Consider the following 19,735-nt stretch of genomic DNA (forward strand, 5'->3'; position numbering starts at 1 on the left):
GTTTCCTGATCCAGTTATCTGCATTCTTCCCGCCGCACGCCGCTTTTGCCATCAAAAGCCGTCGGCATTCATTTGACGGGCACATAAAATGACAGCTTCCGGCGTCCGCGTCCGCATTGCTCCCTCGCCGACCGGCGAGCCGCATGTCGGCACCGCTTATATCGCACTCTTCAACTATCTTTTCGCCAAGAAGAACGGCGGCGAGTTCATCCTGCGTATCGAAGATACCGATGCAACGCGCTCTACCCCGGAATTCGAGCAGAAGGTGCTGGACGCCCTGAAGTGGTGCGGGCTCGAATGGAAGGAAGGCCCGGATATCGGCGGCCCCTACGGCCCCTATCGTCAGTCCGACCGCAAGGACATCTACACGCCCTACGGCCAGGAATTGCTGGACAAGGGCCATGCGTTCCGCTGTTTCTGCACCCCCGAGCGCCTGGAACAGATGCGCGAAGCCCAGCGCGCCGCCGGCAAGGCGCCGAAATATGACGGCCTCTGCCTGAAATATTCGGCCGAGGAAGTCAGCGCCAAGATGGCAGCGGGCGAAAGCTCCGTCATCCGCATGAAGATCCCGACCGAAGGCTCCTGCGATTTCAACGACGGCGTCTATGGCGACGTGTCGATCCCGTGGGACAGCGTCGACATGCAGGTCCTGATCAAGGGCGACGGCATGCCGACCTATCACATGGCAAACGTCATCGACGACCATCTGATGAAGATCACCCACGTCGCCCGCGGCGAAGAGTGGCTGGCATCGGTTCCGAAGCACATCCTGCTCTATCGCTATTTCGGCTGGGAACAGCCGGTGTTCATGCATCTCTCGCTGATGCGCAACGCCGACAAGTCGAAGCTGTCGAAGCGCAAGAACCCGACCTCGATCTCCTACTACTCCGCTCTCGGCTACATCCCGGAAGCACTGATGAACTTCCTCGGCCTGTTCTTCGTGCAGATCGCCGAAGGCGAAGAGCTGCTGACGATGGACGAGCTCTCCGACAAGTTCGACCCGGAAAACCTCTCCAAGGCCGGCGCCATCTTCGACATCCAGAAGCTCGACTGGCTGAATGGCCGCTGGATCCGCGAGAAGCTGTCGGAAGACGAGTTCCAGGCCCGCGTCCTGACCTGGGCGATGGAAAACGATCGCCTGAAGGCTGGCCTGCGCCTGTCGCAGTCGCGCATTTCCAAGCTCGGCGAACTGCCGGAGCTCGCAGGCTTCCTGCTGAAGTCCGACCTCGGCCTCGACCCGTCGGCCTTCGCCAAGATCAAGTCGCCGCCGGAAGAGATCCTCGAAATCCTCAACACCGTGCAGCCGGACCTCGAAAAGATCCTCGAATGGAACGTCGAGACGATCGAAGCCGAACTGCGCGCCATCGCCGACCGCATGGGCAAGAAGCTGAAGGTCGTTGTGGCCCCGCTCTTCGTCGCCGTATCCGGCTCGTCGCGCTCGCTGCCGCTCTTCGATTCCATGGCGATCCTCGGCCGCTCGGTCGTGCGCCAGCGTCTGAAACTCGCCTCGCAGGCAGTCGCCTCTCTCGTCGGCCCGAAGAACTGAACCGGACATCTGCACCATGACCGAAAAGACCGAAACAGCGACCCTTTCTTCCGACGCAACCGAAGTGCGCGCCCAGAAGCTGAAGCTGCTGCGCGAACAGATCGGCGATGTCTATCCGGCGCATTTCCACCGGACCATCACCAATGCCGAGCTCGCCGAGAAGTACAAGGATCTCGAATCCGACGTCGAGACGACCGATGTCGTGACCGTTGCCGGCCGCGTCTATTCCTCGCGCAATTCCGGCATGTTCATGGATATCCATGACGCCGGCGGCAAGATCCAGATCTTCAGCCACAAGGACGTGACGCCGGAAGAAGCCCGCAACATGCTCGCCATGATCGACATCGGCGACATCATCGGCGTCACCGGCACCGTCCGCCGCACCAAGCGCGGCGAGCTCTCGATCAACGCCCGCGAAATCACCATGCTGACCAAGTCGCTTCTTCCCATGCCGGAGAAGTGGAATGGTATTGCGGATGTCGAGATCCGCTATCGCAAGCGCCACCTCGACATCATGAGCAACGAGGAATCGAAGCTCCGCTTCCAGCAGCGTTCGAAGATTGTCTCCGGTATCCGCCGCTTCATGGAAAGTGACGGCTTCATGGAAATCGAGACGCCGATGCTGCACTCGGTTTACGGCGGCGCGACTGCTGAGCCCTTCAAGACGCATCACAACACGCTGAAGCTCGACATGTACCTGCGCATCGCGCCGGAACTGTTCTTGAAGCGCACGCTGGTCTCCGGCCTCACCGACAAGGTGTTCGAGATCAACCGCAACTTCCGCAACGAAGGCGTCTCCACCCGGCACAATCCAGAATTCACGATGATGGAGTGCTACTGGGCCTATGCCGACTACGAGGACATCATGGACCTCGTCGAGCGGCTGTTCGAGACGCTCGCATTGTCGATCCACGGCAAGACCGAATTTGCCTTCGGCGACAAGGAAATCTCCTTCAAGGGTCCGTTCAAGCGCGTGCCGATGCCCGACGCCGTCAAGGAAGTGACCGGCATCGACTTCCTTGCGATGAAGACCGATGAAGAAGCCCGCACCGCCGCCAAGGCCGCCGGCTTCGAAGTCGAGAAGGACTGGACCTGGGGCGAATGCCTGGCCTTCATCTTCGAAGAGAAGGTCGAGGGCACGCTGATCCAGCCGAGCCACGTCACCCATTTCCCGAAGGACATCTCGCCCTTCGCCAAGGAAGTACCGGGCGAGCCGCGCCTCGTCGAGCGCTTCGAGACCTATTGCAACGCCTGGGAACTCGGCAACGCCTTCTCCGAACTCAACGATCCGGAAGAGCAGCGCCGCCGCATGGTCGAGCAGCTTGAGCAGGCCCATGCCCGCGGCGAAAAGGACAAGCAGCTGGACGACGAATTCCTCGATGCGATCGACCAGGGCATGCCCCCCGCCGGCGGTCTCGGCATCGGCGTCGACCGCCTGATCATGCTGCTCACCAACGCACCGTCGATCCGCGACGTCATCCTCTTCCCGGCCCGCCGCAGCAAGACGGACTGAGACTGACGAACTTCAAATGCAAAAGCGGAGCGCCCGAAAGGACGCTCCGCTTTTTTGTGTCCGGTGATTTTTGTTAGTGGCCGCTCTTGGCGGGCGCGGCTTTCTCGCCGCCACCTTCGGCCGGAGCCTCGGCGGGCGCTGCCTCGCCTTCTCCGCCTTCAGCCTTGGCTTCGCCGCCCTCGGCCTTGGCTTCTCCGCCTTCCGCCTTGGCCTCGCCTTCGCCCTCGTCGCCCTTGGCCTTCTCGGCCTTGGCGCCCTTCTTGCCGCCCTCACCGCCTTCGCCACCCTCAGTCGAGGCAACGGCCGTCGGATCGATGCAGTCGGAATATTCCTTGAAGGACGCGTTCAGCGTCTTGATCTCGTCTTCCGGGAGATCGACGCGCTCGCCGAAGAACAAGCCGTTCTGGCTGGCCTGGCCGTCATAGTAGCGCGCGGTATAGGGCTTGTCGTCGATGCCCTCGATCATCTTTTCCGGATGCGGGATATAGACGACGTCGGCGCCGATCGCCCGGCCGCGAATGTCGGAGCGCAATGTCGGGCCGTTCTGGTCGAGCACCACGACCTGCACCAGATCCGGTTTGCTGTCGGCATAGATCGCCTGCGCCACCCGCAGAGCGGTCCGGACGCGGGTCATCCCGTCGGTGGGTTCGGTCTTGATGTATTTGCGGATCCAGACATGCTCCTGCTTCTTGATCGTCACGAGATTGACGTCGGTGCAGGAGGCACCATTCACTTCCTCTGCCGGAGGACCAAGGATCGCATCTTTGCCGACATAAAGCGCCGCACCGCCGGAGGCGCCTGCGAAGAGCGCCACACCGCCGATAACGAACGCCAGTTTCCGGGACGGCCGGAATATGCGCAGCAAGGCCTTCACGCCAACTGCTCCGTCATCGGCAAAACTCCAACTCGATACATGCTCGGAAAACTATTCAAGCGACGTTTCGGAATGCTTAAGTGCGGCCAGTAAAAACGCAGGGGTGAGAATAAAAGGCCAAAAAAGGTCCGGTAGTTCACAGACTTGTCAGCGTGTATTTCGGCATGCTCTAAAGCCGCATGGCCTTCACGCTTCGTCAGCTTCAATATTTCGTCGCCGTCGCCGAGCAGGGTTCGGTGACGCGTGCGGCGCAGAACCTCTCCATCTCCCAATCCTCGGTCACAGAGGCGCTGAAAGAGCTGGAAACAGATCTTGGCGTCTCGCTCTTCGATCGCCATCCGCGCGGCCTGACCATCACTCATAACGGCCACCAGTTCCTGCGCCACGCAACGAAGATCCTGGCCACAGTTTCGGACGCGCGCACCAGCTTCTCCGGCCAGCAAAGCGCTCTCTCGGGAACGCTGAACATCGGCGTCACCTCGCTCGTCGCCGGCTATGTGCTCTCCGATCTCCTCGCCCGCTACCGCCGCGCCTGCCCCGGAGTCGATGTCAGCGCCATCGAGGACAATGGCGGCTATCTCGAACATCTGCTGGTCGGCGGCGAGCTCGATGTCGCCGTCATGGTCATCTCCAACCTGCGCGACCGCATGGCGCTGCAGGCGGAAATCCTGGAGACATCGCCTTATCGCCTCTGGCTGCCGATGGGCCATCCGCTGGTCTCCGCCGATATCATCTCCGTTGCCGATATCGCTCGCGAGCCGCTGATCATGTTGACGGTCGACGAAATCGAGGAGAATACCGGCAAGCTGCTCTCGGCCCTCGGCGCCCGCCCGCACGTGGCGTTCCGCACCCGCTCTGTCGAGGCGGTCCGCAGCCTTGTCGCCACCGGCGCCGGTGTCGCCTTGCTGCCCGATCTTGTCTACCGCCCCTGGTCGCTGGAAGGCGACCGTATCGAGAGCCGCGACGTCTCGGGATCTCTTCCGGTGGTCCAGGTCGGCATGGTCTGGCGCAAGGGATCGAGCCTGCCGCAGGCGGCGCGCGACTTCGTCGGCATTGCCGAAAGCATGCGCTCCGGCCGCGTCCGCTCCTGATATCGGAATTTCCGATAACGTCTTTCTGATAAATGAATTTGCGAAAGCGGATTTTTCATCGCAACTTTTCAACCGGGAACAAAATGCCGCAGCAAGCGGCTCAAACCGGGAGACAGACGATGACGAATCTCTTGAAATCCTGCACGGCCGCGCTCGCGTGCCTGAGCTTCGCAACGCAGGTGATTGCCGCCGAACCGCTGAAAGAACTGGGCAAGGGCGAAGGTGCAGTCAGCATCGTCGCATGGGCCGGCTATATCGAGCGCGGCGAAACCGACAAGAACTACGACTGGGTGACCGGCTTCGAAAAGGACACCGGCTGCAAGGTGACCGTCAAGACGGCCGCCACCTCCGACGAAATGGTCTCGCTGATGAACGAAGGCGGCTTCGACCTCGTCACCGCCTCCGGCGACGCCTCGCTGCGCCTGATCGCCGGCAAGCGCGTCCAGCCGATCAACACCGATCTGATCCCCGGCTTCAAGAATGTCGATCCTCGCCTGCAGAACGGCCCGTGGTACACAGTCGGTGGCGTTCACTACGGCGTTCCCTATCTCTGGGGACCGAACGTCCTGATGTACAATACCGACGCCTTCAAGGATAAGGCGCCGACCAGCTGGAAGGTTGTCTTCGAGGAAGAAACCCTGCCTGACGGCAAGTCCAACAAGGGCCGCGTCCAGGCCTATGACGGCGCAATCTATATCGCCGATGCCGCCATGTATCTGATGGCCCACAAGCCCGAGCTTGGCATCAAGGACCCCTACGAGCTGAACGAAGACCAGTACAAGGCGGCGCTCGACCTGCTGCGCGGCCAGCGCAAGCTCGTCTCCCGCTACTGGCACGACGCGATGATCCAGATCGACGACTTCAAGAACGAAGGCGTCGTCGCCTCCGGCTCCTGGCCGTTCCAGGTCAACCTGATGCAGGCCGACAAGCAGAAAATCGCCTCGACCTTCCCGGAAGAAGGCGTCACAGGCTGGGCTGACACCACCATGCTGCATGCCGACGCCGAGCACCCGAACTGCGCCTATATGTGGATGGAACACTCGCTGTCCGCCAAGGTTCAGGGCGACGCCGCCGCCTGGTTCGGCGCGGTTCCCTCGGTTCCGGCCGCCTGCAAGGGCAACGAGTTGATGACCGACACCGGTTGCGCCACCAACGGCTTCGACCACTTCGACAAGATCAAGTTCTGGAAGACCCCGGTCGCCAAGTGCACGACGCAGAGCGAATGCGTTCCCTATCACCGCTGGGTTTCCGACTATGTCGGCGTGATCGGCGGGCGGTAAAACGCCAGCCTCGGCGCCAGTGGCGCCCCCCTCTGCCCTGCCGGGCATCTCCCCACAGATGAGGAGATTGGCTGGGCGGAGCCGCTCGCTCCACGCTCACCGTATAGGCGAGGCGCGAGCAACAGGTCGATCTCCTTCCTTGTGGGGGAGATGTCCGGCAGGACAGAGGGGGGTGAGCCACACGGCACAACCGCCCCGTGACCCTCACACGAAAAATTCCGAGGAGCCCACCCATGACACCCGCCGTCCGTTTCCAGCAGGTCTCGCGTCATTTCGGCCAGGTTCGCGCCGTTGACGACGTCGATCTTGAGATCGCGCCCGGCGAATTCTTTGCCATGCTCGGCCCGTCCGGCTCCGGCAAGACGACATGCCTTCGCCTGATCGCCGGCTTCGAACAGCCGACTGGCGGCCATATCCAGATTTTCGGCGAGAAGGCCGAAGGCGTGCCGCCGTACCGGCGTAACGTCAACACCGTCTTCCAGGACTACGCGCTCTTCCCGCATCTCAACATTCTCGACAACGTCGCCTACGGCCTGATGGTCAAGGGAACAGGCAAGGCCGAGCGCCTGCGCGAAGCGGAAAAGGCGCTCGAACTCGTCAAGCTGCCGGGCTATGGCAGCCGCCGCCCCGGCCAGCTTTCGGGCGGCCAGCGGCAGCGCGTGGCGCTCGCCCGCGCCCTCGTCAACAAGCCGAAGGTGCTGCTCCTCGACGAACCGCTCGGCGCGCTTGATCTGAAGCTGCGCGAACAGATGCAGGAAGAGCTGAAGAGCCTGCAGCGCGCCCTCGGCATCACCTTCATCTTCGTCACCCACGATCAGGGCGAGGCCCTGTCCATGGCCGACCGCGTCGCCGTCTTCAACAATGGCGGCATCGTCCAGGAAGGCACGCCGCACGATATCTACCGCCGCCCGAAGACCCGCTTCGTCGCCGATTTCGTCGGCTCCTCGAATGTCATCGCCCCGGATTTCATGGCCTCGCTCGGCGGCGAGAAGCGCTGGGCAAGCCTGCGCCCCGAGGCAATCCGTCTCGGCGACGGCGCAGAGGCTCGCGTCGAGAATGCGAGCTTCCTCGGTGCCGCGACACGCCTGACGGTCGATATCCGTGGCACCCGCCTGCATGTCATGCTGCCCGCTGGTGCGGACGTGCCTGATGTCGGCTCCAGCGTTCGTCTCGGCTGGCAGCCGGGCGACGTCCACTACATGGATGATGCCGCATGAGCGCCATTGCGATGACAGGCAAGGGCACATCGATCCTGCCCGGACGCGGCGGCTTCTTCGGCCGCCTCTCGGACGCCTTCTGGCGCCATCCGAAACTGCTGCTCTTCCTGATGCTGACCCCGCCGCTGCTCTGGCTCGGCATCATCTATATCGGTTCGCTGATCGCGCTTCTGCTGCAGAGCTTCTTCTCGATCGACGATTTCTCCGGGATGATCAGCTACGAGTTCACGCTGTCGACCTATGCGCAGCTGCTGAATCCGACCAATTTCGACATCATCGTCCGCACCATCCTGATGGCGGCGCTCGTCACGCTGGCCTCCGCCGTCATCGCCTTCCCGATCGCCTATTATGCGGCGCGCTATGCAAAGGGAAAGTGGAAGGTGCTCTTCTATCTCGGCATCATGCTGCCGCTCTGGTCGAGCTATCTCGTGAAGATCTATGCCTGGAAGCTGATCCTTGCCAAGGAAGGCATCCTTACCTGGTTTTTCGACAAGCTCTACCTTTCCTGGCTGCTCGACGGCATTCTGAACCTGCCCGTGGTCGGCGGCAATTCGCTCTCCGTCAGCTATCTCGGCACCTTCATCGTCTTCGTCTATATCTGGCTGCCCTACATGATCCTGCCGACGCAGGCAGCGCTGGAGCGCGTCCCCGGCAACCTGATCGAGGCCTCGTCGGATCTCGGCGCCACCCCGCGCCAGACCTTCCGCACGGTGCTCTTCCCGCTGGCGCTGCCCGGCATCGTCGCAGGCTCGATCTTCACCTTCTCGCTGACGCTCGGGGACTACATCATCCCGCAGATCATCGGCTCATCGCGCCTCTTCATCGGCCAGGCCGTCTACACCCAGCAGGGCACGGCCGGCAACGTGCCGCTCGCCGCCGCCTTCTCGGTCGTGCCGATCGTCATCATGGCGATCTATCTCTCGCTTGCCAAACGCATGGGGGCTTTCGATGCGCTCTGATCGCGGACAGAAATCCCCGCTTCTCCTGAAGATCGCCGCCGGTGCCGGATTGCTCTTCCTGCATCTGCCGATCCTGCTGATCTTCGTCTACGCCTTCACGACGGAAGAGAAGAGCTACCAGTGGCCGCCGCCGGGGCTGACGCTGCAGTGGTTCGGCATCGCCTGGAACCGCCCGGATGTCTGGAACGCACTCGGCCTCTCCGTACAGGTCGCCTGCATCGCTACCGCGATCGCGCTTGTCCTCGGCACGCTCTGCGCCGCTGCCGTCAGCCAGACGAAGTTCTTCGGCCGTGAAGCGATCTCGCTGCTCGTCATCCTGCCGATCGCGCTTCCGGGCATCATCACCGGCATCGCGCTGCGCTCGGCCTTCAGCCTGTTCGACATTCCGTTCTCGGTCTGGACGATCGTCCTCGGCCACGCCACCTTCTGCGTCGTCGTCGTCTATAACAACGCCGTCGCCCGCTTCCGCCGCACGCAGGGATCGCTGATCGAGGCCTCGATGGATCTCGGTGCCGACGGCTTCCAGACCTTCCGCCATGTCGTGCTGCCGAATATCGGCACGGCGCTCTTGGCAGGCGGCATGCTTGCCTTCGCGCTGTCTTTCGACGAAGTCATCGTCACCACCTTCACCGGCGGCCAGCAATCGACGCTGCCGATCTGGATGCTGGAAGAGCTAATCCGTCCGCGCCAGCGCCCGGTGACCAACGTGGTCGCCATGGTCGTCGTGCTCGTCACCTTCCTGCCGATCCTGGCAGCCTATTACCTCACCCGCGACGGCGACCAGATCGCCGGAGGCGGAAAATAAGCCAGAGTGGGATGCCCCCATCCGCTCGACGAACGAAAGGGAGAACATCATGGACACCCAAATGCTGATCGGTTCGCGTTTCGAAGCGGGCACGGAGACGGAGGAACACGTCCTCAACCCCAAGACCGGCGAGAAAGTCGTCGACTTGCCGGAAGCCTCGCTCGGCCAGATCGACAACGCCGTCGATGCCGCCGAGAAGGCCTTCAAGAGCTGGTCGCAGACGACGCCCGGCGAGCGCTCCTCCTATCTCCTGAAGATCGCTGATGCGATCGAGAAGGATGCCGCGGGTTTCGCTGCCCTCGAGGCGCTGAACTGCGGCAAGCCGATCAACGCCGTCCTCAATGACGAAATCCCGGCGATCGTCGACTGCTACCGCTTCTTCGCAGGCGCCGTGCGCAACTTGCATGCCCCCGCCGCCGGCGAATACCTGCCGGGACACACCTCGATGATCCGCCGCGACCCGATCGGCATCGTCGGCTCGATCGCGCCCTGGAACTACCCGCTGATGATGATGGCCTGGAAGCTGGCACCGGCAATCGCCGGCGGCAATACCGTCGTCTTCAAGCCCTCGGAACAGACGCCGCTGACGGCGCTGAAGATGGCAAAGCTGCTCTCCGAGATCCTGCCCGAGGGCGTCGTCAACGTCATCTTGGGCCGCGGCGAGAGCGTCGGCAACGCGCTGATCAACCATCCGAAGATCGGCATGGTCTCGATCACCGGCGATGTCGCGACCGGCAAGAAGGTGCTGCAGGCCGCCGCCAAGACCGTCAAGCGCACCCATCTGGAACTTGGCGGCAAGGCTCCGGTCATCGTCTTCGACGACGCCGATATCGATGCGGTCGTCGCCGGCATCCGCACCTTCGGCTACTACAATGCCGGCCAGGATTGCACCGCCGCCTGCCGCATCTATGCCGATGCCAAGGTCTATGACCGCTTCGTCGCCGACCTGTCTTCGGCTGTCTCGTCGATCAAGTTCAACCAGGCCGACGACACCGAAAACGAGATCGGCCCGCTGATCTCCAAGCGCCAGCGCGACCGCGTCGAAAGCTTCGTCGCCCGCGCCTCCGAGCACAAGCACATGGAGATCACCACGGGTGGCAAGACCTCCGGCGACAAGGGCTTCTTCTACACGCCGACCGTGATTGCCGGCGCCACGCAGGACGACGAGATCGTCCGCCGTGAAGTCTTCGGCCCTGTGGTCTCGGTCACCCGCTTCAGCGATGTCGAGGATGCCGTCACCTGGGCGAATGACAGCGACTACGGCCTTGCTTCCTCCGTCTGGACCAAGGATATCGGCCGCGGCATGAAGACGGCCGCCCGCCTGCAATATGGCTGCACGTGGATCAACACCCACTTCATGCTCACCAACGAAATGCCGCATGGCGGCCTGAAGCAATCCGGCTATGGCAAGGATATGTCGGTCTACGCGCTCGAAGATTATACCGCCGTGCGCCATGTAATGATCAACCACGGCTGAATAACCTAAACGGGTTATTGAGATAACATATTTGTGACTCCAGACCGCCGTAAACAACTACGGCGGTCTTTTTGTGGATATATTTCAATATTGCGTTGAACGAATATATGCTCCATATTTGAGCAAAGCCTTGGCAATAGCCGCGGGGGGCTAAAAAGGCTGATTACTTTCAATGGCATCGCAGATTAATATTCCGGAACTCCAGCGCGCCCTTGGCGGCTTGATGGATTCGGCGCTGATGCCGGAACAATGGGACGGCACGCTGGAGGCGATCAGCCGGGCCACCGGCTCGGTCGGCACCCACATCATGCCGGTGCGTGGAAAGTTCGAGGCCGGCGTCCTCACCACCCCTAATTTTCTGGATGCCTTCGACATCTATTTCTCGGAAGGCTGGTACAAGCGGGACTTTCGCGAGCGCGGCCTGCAGATCGGCCTGACGAAGGGCGTCGTCATCGAGCATGACATCGCCACCAGCAGCGATTTCTCGCAGCACGCCTTCTATGCCGACTTCCTGGCGCGCTTCGGCATGCGTTATTCCGCGATGGTGCTGTTTCAGGCGCGCGGCACGACGCTCAGCATCAATCTGCAGCGCGGCATCCATGATGCCCCCTTCGACCGCAATGACGAGGCGGCGCTTCTCGGCATGCAATCGAGCCTGTCATCAGCAGCCGAACTGGTGCGCACGCTGGATGCGGCGAAGGTCGGCGGCATGGGCGAAGCCTTCGACATGACGGCTGCGGCCGCAATCTTCTTCGACCGCAAGGGCCGCATCACCCATCTCAACGCCCGGGCCGAAGGCCTGCTCGACGAGGAAATCCGTATCGCCGGGGGAGAGCTTTTCACCCTGAAGCAGAGCGAGGCGGCACAGCTGCAGCGCCAGGTGCTCTCGGCCGCCGACGGCGCGCTGTTCATCGAACTGCCTGCCATTCGCATCACCCGGACGGGAAAGCCGCCGCTCGTGGCCCGCGTTCAGAAGCTGCAGGGCTTTGCCGCCGATCTCTTCGCCCATTCGAGTGTCGTGGCGCTGATCACCGATCTCGGTGAACGCGACGGGCCGAGTATCGAGCTCTTGCGCAGCACCTTTTCGCTCACGCCCCAGGAGGCGACGGTTGCACGGCTGCTGCTCGACGGATCCTCGCCGCGCGAGATCGCCACCATCTGCGGCCTGCAATACGAAACGGCGCGCGGCTATGTGAAACGTGTGCTCTCGAAAACCGGAACGCAGCGCCAGGCACAGCTGATCGCGCTGCTCTCCGGCCTCAAGCCTTAACCGGCGACCTGCATCCCATAGAGCGCCCAGACTTCCCAGCCGCCTTCCCAGATCATGTCGAGCGCGACATAGACGATGATCGCCAGCCCGATCCAGCCGATCCAGCGGAAGCGGCTGAGCAGCTTCGCAACGAAATTCGAAGCAACGCCCATCAGCACGACGGAGAGAATGAGGCCGAAGATCAGCGCCGTCATGTTCGACTTCGCCGCACCTGCGACGGCCAGTACGTTGTCCAGCGACATGGAAAGATCGGCGAAGATGATCTGGCCGATCGCCTGGCGCAGCAGCTTCGGCTTGTGGGCATGATGCCCGGCCTCGTCACCACCCTCTTCTTCTTCGCCGGCTTCCCGCAGCTCCTTGAACATCGTCCAGCAGATCCAGAGGAGCAGCAGCCCGCCGATCAGGTTGATGCCCTTGATGACGAGCAGTTCCGCGGCAATGACGGCGAAGACTATGCGGATGACGGCGGCAGCCGCGATACCGGACACGATTGCCTTGCCGCGCAGTTCAGGCGCAAGACCGGCGGCGGCCATGCCGATGACGATCACATTATCCCCGGAGAGGATGATGTTGATCATGATGACTTCGAGATAGATGGAAATGACGGCGGGATCAAAGAGGGAGGACATCAAGGCACTTTCGTCGATGGGGCAAATCGATGAAAAATCCCCACGCCTTCAGCCCGCCTGCCGCGCACAAATATGCGGCAGATCGTCATCCTTAGGAATTGGGGGCTCTTCCTGGGCAAAGTTTGAAACAGATCGAAGCCCGGTTGAAAAGCCCCGCAACCCGGCGATGCCGGAACATTAGAAAATCGCCTGTTATTTCAATCGATTTTATTCTGGCGCGGGAACAAATCGCCGTCTGCCGCGTCATCTTCTGCGTCCAACACAGAGGAAACTTCCATGCTTAAGTGGGCTCTCATATTTTTCGTCATTTCGCTGATCGCCGGCTTCTTCGGCTTCTCCGGTATCTCGGCCGCCACCGCGACGATCGCGCGCGTCCTCTTCGGTATCGCGCTGGTGATCTTCCTGATCTTCCTCATCCTCGCGCTGATGGCGGGACAAGCCATTCTCTAGCGCCCACCGCGTCTCACGGGCGGGCCTAAAGCAGGCTCGCCCCGACATTGATCGCCAATGCCAGGATCGTCGTGTTGAAAAGAAACGACAGGATCGCATGCAGCAGGGCGATCTTGCGCATGGTCCGCGATGATACCGCCACATCGGCCGTCTGCGCCGCCACCCCGATGGTGAAAGAGAAATAGAGGAAGTCCCAATAGGTGGGCTCCTCTATCTTGTCGGGAAACATCAGCCCCTCGCCCTTGTCCGGCCCGCCATAGAAGCGGTGGGCATAGTGGATAGTGAAGAGCGTGTGCAGGAACACCCAGGAAATCAGAATCGTGACGACAGCCGCGATCGCCCGTGCGAAGGCGATGTCAGGGGGCGCATCCTTGACGGAATGCAGTTCCAGGCCGATGCCAGCAATGCTGGCAATAGCCGCGGCAATCGACAAAAACAGCACGAACGTATCGGAAAAATCCAGATCCTCCGAGCGCCGCCGGATATCCGAGACGGTTGCCCGCAGCATCTTGCGCCAGCTGATGCCGATGAAGACGATAGCCGTGACATTCCAGCCGACCAGGACGTTCTTGGCATTCACGTCACGCGATGTCAGCAGCAGGAAAACGGCGAACCCGGCGGCGAAGGCGATGATGAAACTGCCGTGTCTGATTGCGTAGGTCATAAAACCGGAGCGCTTGCTGCCTGCCATTCCGCTTCTCCTGCCTCGGCTGACGATATCATCATGAAAAAGGCCCGGACACCATCGGCGTCCGGGCCTTTTCAAACACTTATCCGGCAGGATCAGGCAGCGGCGAGCTGCAGTTCCTTCTGAACCATGCCGCGCAGCGTGCCGAGGTCCTTGGCGAAGGCGCGGATGCCTTCGGCGAGCTTTTCGGTCGCCATCGCATCTTCGTTCATCATCCAGCGGAAGGTCTTTTCGTCGACGCTGATCTTCGCAGCCGGCTTGACGGTCTCGGGCGAGAGCTTGCGCTCCAGCTTGCCCTGATCGTTGGACAGTTCGTCGAGCAGGTTCGGAGCGATCGTCAGGCGGTCGCAACCGGCCAGCGCTTCGATTTCGCGGGCGCTGCGGAACGAGGCGCCCATGACGATCGTCTTGATGTCGTTGGCCTTGTAGTAGTTGTAGATGTCGCGAACGGAGATGACGCCCGGATCTTCCTCAGGGGTGAACTCCTTGCCGGTCGACTTCTTGTACCAGTCGAGGATACGGCCGACGAAGGGCGAGATCAGGAATACCTTGGCGTCGGCGCAGGCAACGGCCTGGGCCTTCGAGAAGAGGAGCGTCAGGTTGCAGTCGATGCCTTCCTTCTGCAGCACTTCGGCGGCGCGGATGCCTTCCCAGGTGGAAGCGAGCTTGATCAGGATGCGGTCACGCTCGATGCCGCGCTCCTTGTAGGCGGCGATGATCGAACGGGCCTTGGCAAGCGATGCCTCGGTATCGAAGGAAAGGTCGGCATCGACTTCCGTCGAAACGCGGCCCGGAACGAGCTTCACGAGAGCCGCACCAACGGAGATCGCCAGGCGATCGGCAACGGCAGCCGAAACGGCTTCGGCATTACCGCCCTGCTTCTTGCCCCAAGCAACGCCTTCCTTGATCGCATCGGCAAACATCGGCGTGCCCAATGCCTTCAGAACAATGCTCGGGTTCGTGGTGCAATCGACCGGCTTCAGACGGGCAACGGCCTCGATGTCGCCGGTATCGGCAACCACCGTGGTTATCTCGCGGAGTTGGTCAAGCTTGGATGTCATGGTCAAAATCCTTTGTGACTGAGCTGCGGACCGGCGCGATCTTCGCCCGGAAAGAGGTGATCTACGGAATGCTGACGTTCGTGTTGCAGGCGAAAAGGCGCGGCTCCATCACGGCTATTGGGCTAACGTGAGGAACACCCGCAGTGTTCCCGGTGCGGAGGGAAAGAATGGCGCGATAATTCCGCGCAGGCAATGCCCGCGGCACCATGGCCGGTCCTGACTTCCCGCATGCCCGCACACTGTCCTCCTCGGACGGACAAGAACGACTTCTGTCATCGATAATATGGCAATCCAGTTCATCGAAAGTCAAGGACATTTGTGCATTTCAATTGACATAAGTGTCACACCCGTCATTATCGCCGGGGAACAAAGGAATGCCTGCACCCCTTTCGCTTGCTGAAGCAAACTAGGGTGAAATTTTCGCGAGAGAAGATGTGGTCAAGCTGAAGCGCGGCACGCATACCGCCTATTCCGAAGCCTCGTCGCTGCGTCTGCGGGCGGCATGGCTCTATTACAATCAGGGCCTAACCCAGAAGGATGTTGCCGAACAGCTCGGCATCAGCCGCACGACTGTGATCCGCCTCCTCGACGAGGCGATGAAGCGCAGCGAAGTGCAGATCTGGATCAACGATTCCATCGGCGACTGCGTCGAGCTCTCGGTCAAGCTGGAACGCGCCTATGGCCTCGACGAGGCAATCGTCGTTCCCTCGCCCGTCAACAACGACGTCAATGCTCTGGCAAAGAGCGTCGGCCTGGCGCTCGGCCAGTTTCTGTCCGAGGCAATCCCCGACGACTACACAATCGGCGTCGGCTGGGGCCGGACAATGACCGCGTCGCTTTCAAGCTTCCGCCCGCCCCGGCGCGACAATTGCAAGGTGGTGTCGCTGCTCGGTGGCATCGTCGCGGTGCATCAGACGAACCCGATCGATTACACGTGGCGCCTGGCAAACCAGCTCGGCGCCGAATGCTACATGTTCCTGGCGCCGCTGCTCGTCGATTCCACCGAGACGAAGCGGAACCTGATCGACAAATGCGGGCTGGAAACCATCTACCGCCTCGCCGAAAACCTCGATCTCGCCATCGTCTCCTGCGGCGATATCGGCCCGCACTCCACCTCCCTGTCGGAGGGCTGGATATCCAAGGCCGAACTGCAGGAGCTCATCGACGCCGGCTGCGTCTGCGATACGATGTTCAACTTCCTCGACAAGGACGGCAACACCATCGATCACTCGATCAACAGCCGCGTCATGTCGGTCGATCTCGATACGCTGAAGAAGGCCAAGCACATCGTGCTCTCTTCAGGCGGCGCCCACCGCGCCACCGCCATCCGCGCAACGATCAAGCGTATCGGCTGCAACACGCTGATCACCGATGAGAGTGCCGCCAAGGCGCTGCTGGAACTGGCTGAAGGCTAGCTCTGCGGATCTGGCCCCCTCATCCGCCCTTCGGGCACCTTCTCCCCGAGGGGAGAAGGCAAGACCGGAGCCCGCCGCGAGTCCCCTTCTCCCCAGCGGGGAGAAGGTGGCGGCAGCCGGATGAGGGGGCTGATCGCTCAAAGTTATAGAAGGCTGCTCGCGCAAAACTATCAGGCGTGCGCCGACTCCCACCCAAGCATCGCACGCTTGCGCGTCAGCCCCCAATGATAGCCCGTCAGCGCACCACTCTTGCCGAGCGCACGGTGGCAAGGCACGACGAAGGAAATCGGGTTGGCGCCAACAGCAGCCCCGACAGCCCGCATCGCCTTCGGATTGCCGATGTCATTGGCGATATCGCTATAGGTGACGGCCTTGCCGAACGGGATCTTCAGCAGGCTTTCCCAGACGCGCACCTGGAAGTCCGTGCCGATCAGCACCACCCGCAGCGGCTGCTCGGATGACCACTTGCCCGGCTGGAAGATGCGCTCGGCATAGGGCGCCGTCGCCTGATTGTCCTCGACATATTCGGCATTCGGCCAGCGGCAGGCCATATCGTCGAAACAGGCCGCCTCGTCTCCGAGATCGCTGAAGGCTAGGCCGGCGAGCCCTCGATCGGTGGCCATGACCAACGCAACGCCAAACGGCGAATGGTGGAAGCCGTAGCGAATCGTCAGCCCGCCGCCCCTCGCCTTCCATTCGCCGGGCGACATCGCCTCATGCGTCACGAAGAGATCGTGCAAGCGGCTCGGCCCGGACAGGCCGACCTCAAACGACGTCTCCAGCAGCGGCAGCTCTTCTTGCCGCAATAGACGCTTGGCATGATCGAGCGTCACCGCCTGCAGGAAGGCTTTCGGCGAAAGCCCCGCCCAGCGGGTGAAAGTCTTCTGCAGCTGGGTCGGCGACTGGTTGAGGCGTGCGGCGATATCGTCCAGCGAAGGCTGGTCGCGATAATTCTCGGTGATCAATTCGATGACCTGCCGCACGGTCTCGTAGTCGGGACCGTCAGGCGTGATGTCTCTGTTCAGATTTGCGATCATGTTCATCGTATTTCTCCTTGTAACAAGGAGATAATCAAGGGTGATCTCGCAAGCCACCCGTTTCTTGCGCCACTTTCATAACCGCTGTTTGACGGTGGCGAGCGCTCCCTTGAAGGCTTTGGCGAAGCTTTCGCGGTCATCGGGATTGAGGAAGGAGCCGATATCGGTGCGCCGTCCCTGCCCCGAGACATGCATCGACAGAATGCCGATCTCTTCATGCCGCCGCACGAGAAAGCGGGTCCAGAACGGATTGAAATGATGCTCGACCATCTTGCCCGACGGCGCGAACTTGCGGATCGCCACATCGGTGCGCGACACCGTCACTTCCTCGCGTGCCCGCCCCGACCGGTAGTTCAGCCAGAAGGCGCCGTAGAGCAGCGCGAAATCGAGCCCGAAGAAGAAACCGATCGGCCAGGCGCCGGTGACGATGAAGAACATGCCGTAGAGGAAGCAGATACCGCCGGATATCGCCAGCAGGATGCGGAAACCCTTGCGGCCGAGAGAGCGGTAAGGGAAAAGTTCGGCTGCGAAAACAGGCTGTTCGCGTGCGCTGTCGGCGTTGCTTTCCGTCATGGCTGGCGAGTATAGATTGTCCATGGCCGAACCGAAACTCAAATCCGCTTCCCGGACTTCCGCAAACTCAAAAGTGATCGTCCGCCGTAAGAAGACGGCGGTGCGCACCGCCTATTCCGAGGCCGAGCGCGAAGAAATCTTCCGCCGCTTTTCGATCCAGCGGCCGGAGCCGAAAGGCGAGCTGGAGCACAGCAACCCCTTCACGCTCGTCGTTGCCGTGGCGCTTTCCGCGCAGGCGACGGACGCCGGCGTCAACAAGGCGACCCGCGCCCTCTTCAAGGCGGCAGACACCCCCGAGAAGATGCTGGCGCTCGGTGAAGACCAGGTGCGCGACTACATCAAGACCATCGGCCTCTATCGCAACAAGGCGAAGAACGTCATGGCTCTCTCGCAGATGCTGGTGGATGAATTCGGCGGCGTCGTGCCGCAGACGCTCGAAGAGCTCATCCGCCTGCCGGGCGTCGGCCGCAAGACCGCCAATGTCGTGCTCTCCATGGCCTTCGGCCAGGCGACGATGGCCGTCGATACCCATATCTTCCGCATTGCCAACCGCATCAGGCTCGCCCCCGGCAAGACGCCGGATGAGGTCGAAGAGCGGATGATGAAGGTGGTGCCGAAACAATATCTCTACCACGCCCATCACTGGCTGATCCTGCATGGGCGCTATACGTGCAAGGCCAGACGCCCGGAATGCGAGCACTGTATCATCGCCGATATTTGTAAGTCGGCGGAGAAGACCTGGGAAATGCCGGCGCCGCTGGTCGAGCTACCGCCGCAGGTGATCGGCGAGGCCGTCGAGTAGGCTGGCAATCGCCCTCTCGTAGTCCTTCCGCACCCCGCCCTGCTCAATCTCGATCGCCGCGCGATCAAAGGCGGCTGACAACAGCGATGTCAGCGGTCCAAGCTGCGCCCCGGCGGCCGGCAGCATCGTTGCCAATCCCCGCCGCAGACTTTCCTCGGCATTCTCGCGATCGATCGCCGATGCTTCTGCGCCGAGAACCGCCGGTGCCTCCAGCAACAGAAGCCGCGTGCGCCCCTCCGCCGCCATGGCATCGAAATAGGCCGAAGCGCCCGAGAGCAGCGCATCGCGCGGCGACTGCGCATCCGCCGAACGGCTCTCGATCTCTTCGGCGACCCTCTCCGCCTCCTGTTCGATGACCGCACGGAACAGCGCCCGCTTGTCCTCGAAATGGTGATAAAGCGCCCCGCGCGTCACACCCGCCGCCGAAACGATGTCCGGCGTCGCGGTCTCGGCATAGCCCTTGTCGACGAAGAGTCGGCGCGCTGCCGCAATCAGCGCCTGCTGTGTCTGTTCGGTTCGTTCGCGATTGGTCCTGCTCATATCTTCTATTTACATACACACTGCATGTATGTTAAACGAAAAAACATACAAACTGTACGCAAATAAAAAAGGAGCAACGAAGTGAAATCGACGAGCTATTATCCGGTGATCATGACCGATGACGTGGCGGCCACGGCGGCCTTCTACATCACGCATTTCCGCTTTCAGGCGCTATTTGAAGCCGACTGGTACGTCCATCTCCAGTCCATGGAAAATGAGAACGTCACCCTTGCAGTCCTCGACGGCAGCCACGAGACCATTCCCGAGCAGGCGCGCGGCAAGGTCTCCGGCCTGCTTCTGAATTTCGAGGTCGAGGATGTCGATACGATCTACACCGCCTGCAAGACGGCCGGCCTGCCGATCATGCGCGATCTGCGCGACGAGGATTTCGGCCAGCGGCATTTCATCACCGCCGATCCGAACGGCGTGCTGATCGACATCATCAAGCCGATCCCGCCGAGCGCCGAGTTTGCCGCCATGTACGACGCCTCGGCGCTGCCCGCCTGAC

The 19,735-nt window shown here is 61.6% G+C and carries 20 protein-coding genes; 13 read left to right on the forward strand and 7 right to left on the reverse strand.

Annotated elements, in window-relative coordinates; all coding sequences use genetic code 11:
* Positions 1–88 precede the first annotated feature (88 nt).
* Both gltX and lysS read left to right on the forward strand, forming a co-directional pair.
* The gene (gene gltX / locus ACQZ5H_RS14070) at positions 89–1,546 is read left to right on the forward strand and encodes a glutamate--tRNA ligase (protein ID WP_199628929.1); all 1,458 of its coding nucleotides are present in this window, start codon (positions 89–91) and stop codon (positions 1,544–1,546) included.
* 16 nt (positions 1,547–1,562) lie between these two features.
* Complete coding sequence (gene lysS / locus ACQZ5H_RS14075; RefSeq protein WP_449098060.1) at positions 1,563–3,059, forward strand: lysine--tRNA ligase; 1,497 nt, start codon at positions 1,563–1,565, stop codon at positions 3,057–3,059.
* Positions 3,060–3,132: 73 nt separating this feature from the next.
* Here the strand turns inward: lysS and ACQZ5H_RS14080 are convergent, their stop codons facing one another.
* Positions 3,133–3,933 carry a hypothetical protein gene (locus ACQZ5H_RS14080; RefSeq protein ID WP_449098061.1) on the reverse strand — a complete coding sequence of 267 codons (801 nt, stop codon included), beginning with the start codon at positions 3,931–3,933 and terminating at the stop codon, positions 3,133–3,135.
* 179 nt (positions 3,934–4,112) lie between these two features.
* Here ACQZ5H_RS14080 and ACQZ5H_RS14085 point away from each other — a divergent pair, with 179 nt between their 5' ends.
* From ACQZ5H_RS14085 to ACQZ5H_RS14115, 7 genes are all read left to right on the forward strand, one after another.
* The gene (locus ACQZ5H_RS14085) at positions 4,113–5,024 is read left to right on the forward strand and encodes a LysR family transcriptional regulator (RefSeq protein ID WP_112719779.1); all 912 of its coding nucleotides are present in this window, start codon (positions 4,113–4,115) and stop codon (positions 5,022–5,024) included.
* Positions 5,025–5,143: 119 nt separating this feature from the next.
* Positions 5,144–6,304: an ABC transporter substrate-binding protein gene (locus tag ACQZ5H_RS14090; RefSeq protein ID WP_449098062.1), complete on the forward strand. Its 1,161-nt coding sequence runs from the start codon at positions 5,144–5,146 to the stop codon at positions 6,302–6,304.
* Positions 6,305–6,537: 233 nt separating this feature from the next.
* Positions 6,538–7,521, forward strand: a complete 984-nt coding sequence (locus tag ACQZ5H_RS14095; protein ID WP_449098063.1) for an ABC transporter ATP-binding protein — start codon at positions 6,538–6,540, stop codon at positions 7,519–7,521.
* Complete coding sequence (locus ACQZ5H_RS14100; RefSeq protein WP_449098064.1) at positions 7,518–8,480, forward strand: ABC transporter permease; 963 nt, start codon at positions 7,518–7,520, stop codon at positions 8,478–8,480. The genes ACQZ5H_RS14095 and ACQZ5H_RS14100 overlap by 4 nt, the downstream gene beginning before the upstream one ends.
* On the forward strand, positions 8,470–9,285 hold the full coding sequence (locus ACQZ5H_RS14105) for an ABC transporter permease (protein ID WP_449098065.1): 816 nt from the start codon (positions 8,470–8,472) through the stop codon (positions 9,283–9,285). Before ACQZ5H_RS14100 ends, ACQZ5H_RS14105 begins: the two co-directional genes overlap by 11 nt.
* A 49-nt stretch (positions 9,286–9,334) precedes the next feature.
* Entirely contained in the window at positions 9,335–10,762 is a 1,428-nt protein-coding gene (locus tag ACQZ5H_RS14110; RefSeq protein WP_112719852.1) for a gamma-aminobutyraldehyde dehydrogenase, read from the forward strand.
* 172 nt (positions 10,763–10,934) lie between these two features.
* A complete protein-coding gene (locus ACQZ5H_RS14115; RefSeq protein WP_449098066.1) occupies positions 10,935–12,032 on the forward strand; it encodes a helix-turn-helix transcriptional regulator in 1,098 nt (365 codons plus the stop codon).
* Here ACQZ5H_RS14115 and ACQZ5H_RS14120 read toward each other — a convergent pair.
* Complete coding sequence (locus ACQZ5H_RS14120) at positions 12,029–12,661, reverse strand: YjbE family putative metal transport protein (protein ID WP_449098067.1); 633 nt, start codon at positions 12,659–12,661, stop codon at positions 12,029–12,031. The genes ACQZ5H_RS14115 and ACQZ5H_RS14120 overlap by 4 nt on opposite strands.
* Positions 12,662–12,937: 276 nt before the next feature.
* Between ACQZ5H_RS14120 and ACQZ5H_RS14125 the strand changes: the two genes are divergently transcribed.
* A complete protein-coding gene (locus tag ACQZ5H_RS14125) occupies positions 12,938–13,111 on the forward strand; it encodes a DUF1328 domain-containing protein (protein WP_112719786.1) in 174 nt (57 codons plus the stop codon).
* A 25-nt stretch (positions 13,112–13,136) separates the two neighbouring features.
* On the opposite strand, the gene ACQZ5H_RS14130 is transcribed toward ACQZ5H_RS14125, so the two are convergent.
* Entirely contained in the window at positions 13,137–13,802 is a 666-nt protein-coding gene (locus ACQZ5H_RS14130) for a DUF1345 domain-containing protein (protein WP_449098068.1), read from the reverse strand.
* Between the two features lie 92 nt (positions 13,803–13,894).
* Positions 13,895–14,860 carry a transaldolase gene (gene tal, locus ACQZ5H_RS14135; protein WP_449098069.1) on the reverse strand — a complete coding sequence of 322 codons (966 nt, stop codon included), beginning with the start codon at positions 14,858–14,860 and terminating at the stop codon, positions 13,895–13,897.
* A 434-nt stretch (positions 14,861–15,294) separates the two neighbouring features.
* Between tal and ACQZ5H_RS14140 the strand changes: the two genes are divergently transcribed.
* A complete protein-coding gene (locus ACQZ5H_RS14140) occupies positions 15,295–16,275 on the forward strand; it encodes a sugar-binding transcriptional regulator (RefSeq protein WP_112719789.1) in 981 nt (326 codons plus the stop codon).
* 170 nt (positions 16,276–16,445) lie between these two features.
* Here ACQZ5H_RS14140 and ACQZ5H_RS14145 read toward each other — a convergent pair whose 3' ends face one another.
* Together ACQZ5H_RS14145 and ACQZ5H_RS14150 are read right to left on the reverse strand one after the other, a co-directional pair.
* Positions 16,446–17,318, reverse strand: coding sequence for a methylated-DNA--[protein]-cysteine S-methyltransferase (locus ACQZ5H_RS14145; RefSeq protein WP_449098070.1), 873 nt, complete (start codon positions 17,316–17,318; stop codon positions 16,446–16,448).
* A 69-nt stretch (positions 17,319–17,387) separates the two neighbouring features.
* A complete protein-coding gene (locus ACQZ5H_RS14150) occupies positions 17,388–17,885 on the reverse strand; it encodes a DUF2244 domain-containing protein (RefSeq protein ID WP_130282387.1) in 498 nt (165 codons plus the stop codon).
* Here ACQZ5H_RS14150 and nth point away from each other — a divergent pair.
* Positions 17,884–18,687 carry an endonuclease III gene (gene nth / locus ACQZ5H_RS14155; protein WP_449098071.1) on the forward strand — a complete coding sequence of 268 codons (804 nt, stop codon included), beginning with the start codon at positions 17,884–17,886 and terminating at the stop codon, positions 18,685–18,687. The two genes, ACQZ5H_RS14150 and nth, sit on opposite strands and share 2 nt — an antisense overlap.
* On the opposite strand, the gene ACQZ5H_RS14160 is transcribed toward nth, so the two are convergent.
* Positions 18,652–19,227, reverse strand: a complete 576-nt coding sequence (locus ACQZ5H_RS14160; RefSeq protein ID WP_449098072.1) for a TetR/AcrR family transcriptional regulator — start codon at positions 19,225–19,227, stop codon at positions 18,652–18,654. The genes nth and ACQZ5H_RS14160 overlap by 36 nt on opposite strands.
* Before the next feature lie 81 nt (positions 19,228–19,308).
* Between ACQZ5H_RS14160 and ACQZ5H_RS14165 the strand changes: the two genes are divergently transcribed.
* Positions 19,309–19,734 (forward strand): VOC family protein, encoded by a 426-nt coding sequence (locus ACQZ5H_RS14165; protein WP_203427953.1) that lies wholly within the window; start codon positions 19,309–19,311, stop codon positions 19,732–19,734.
* Position 19,735: the final 1 nt, after the last annotated feature.

The organism is Rhizobium sp. 21-4511-3d (genome assembly GCF_053522545.1).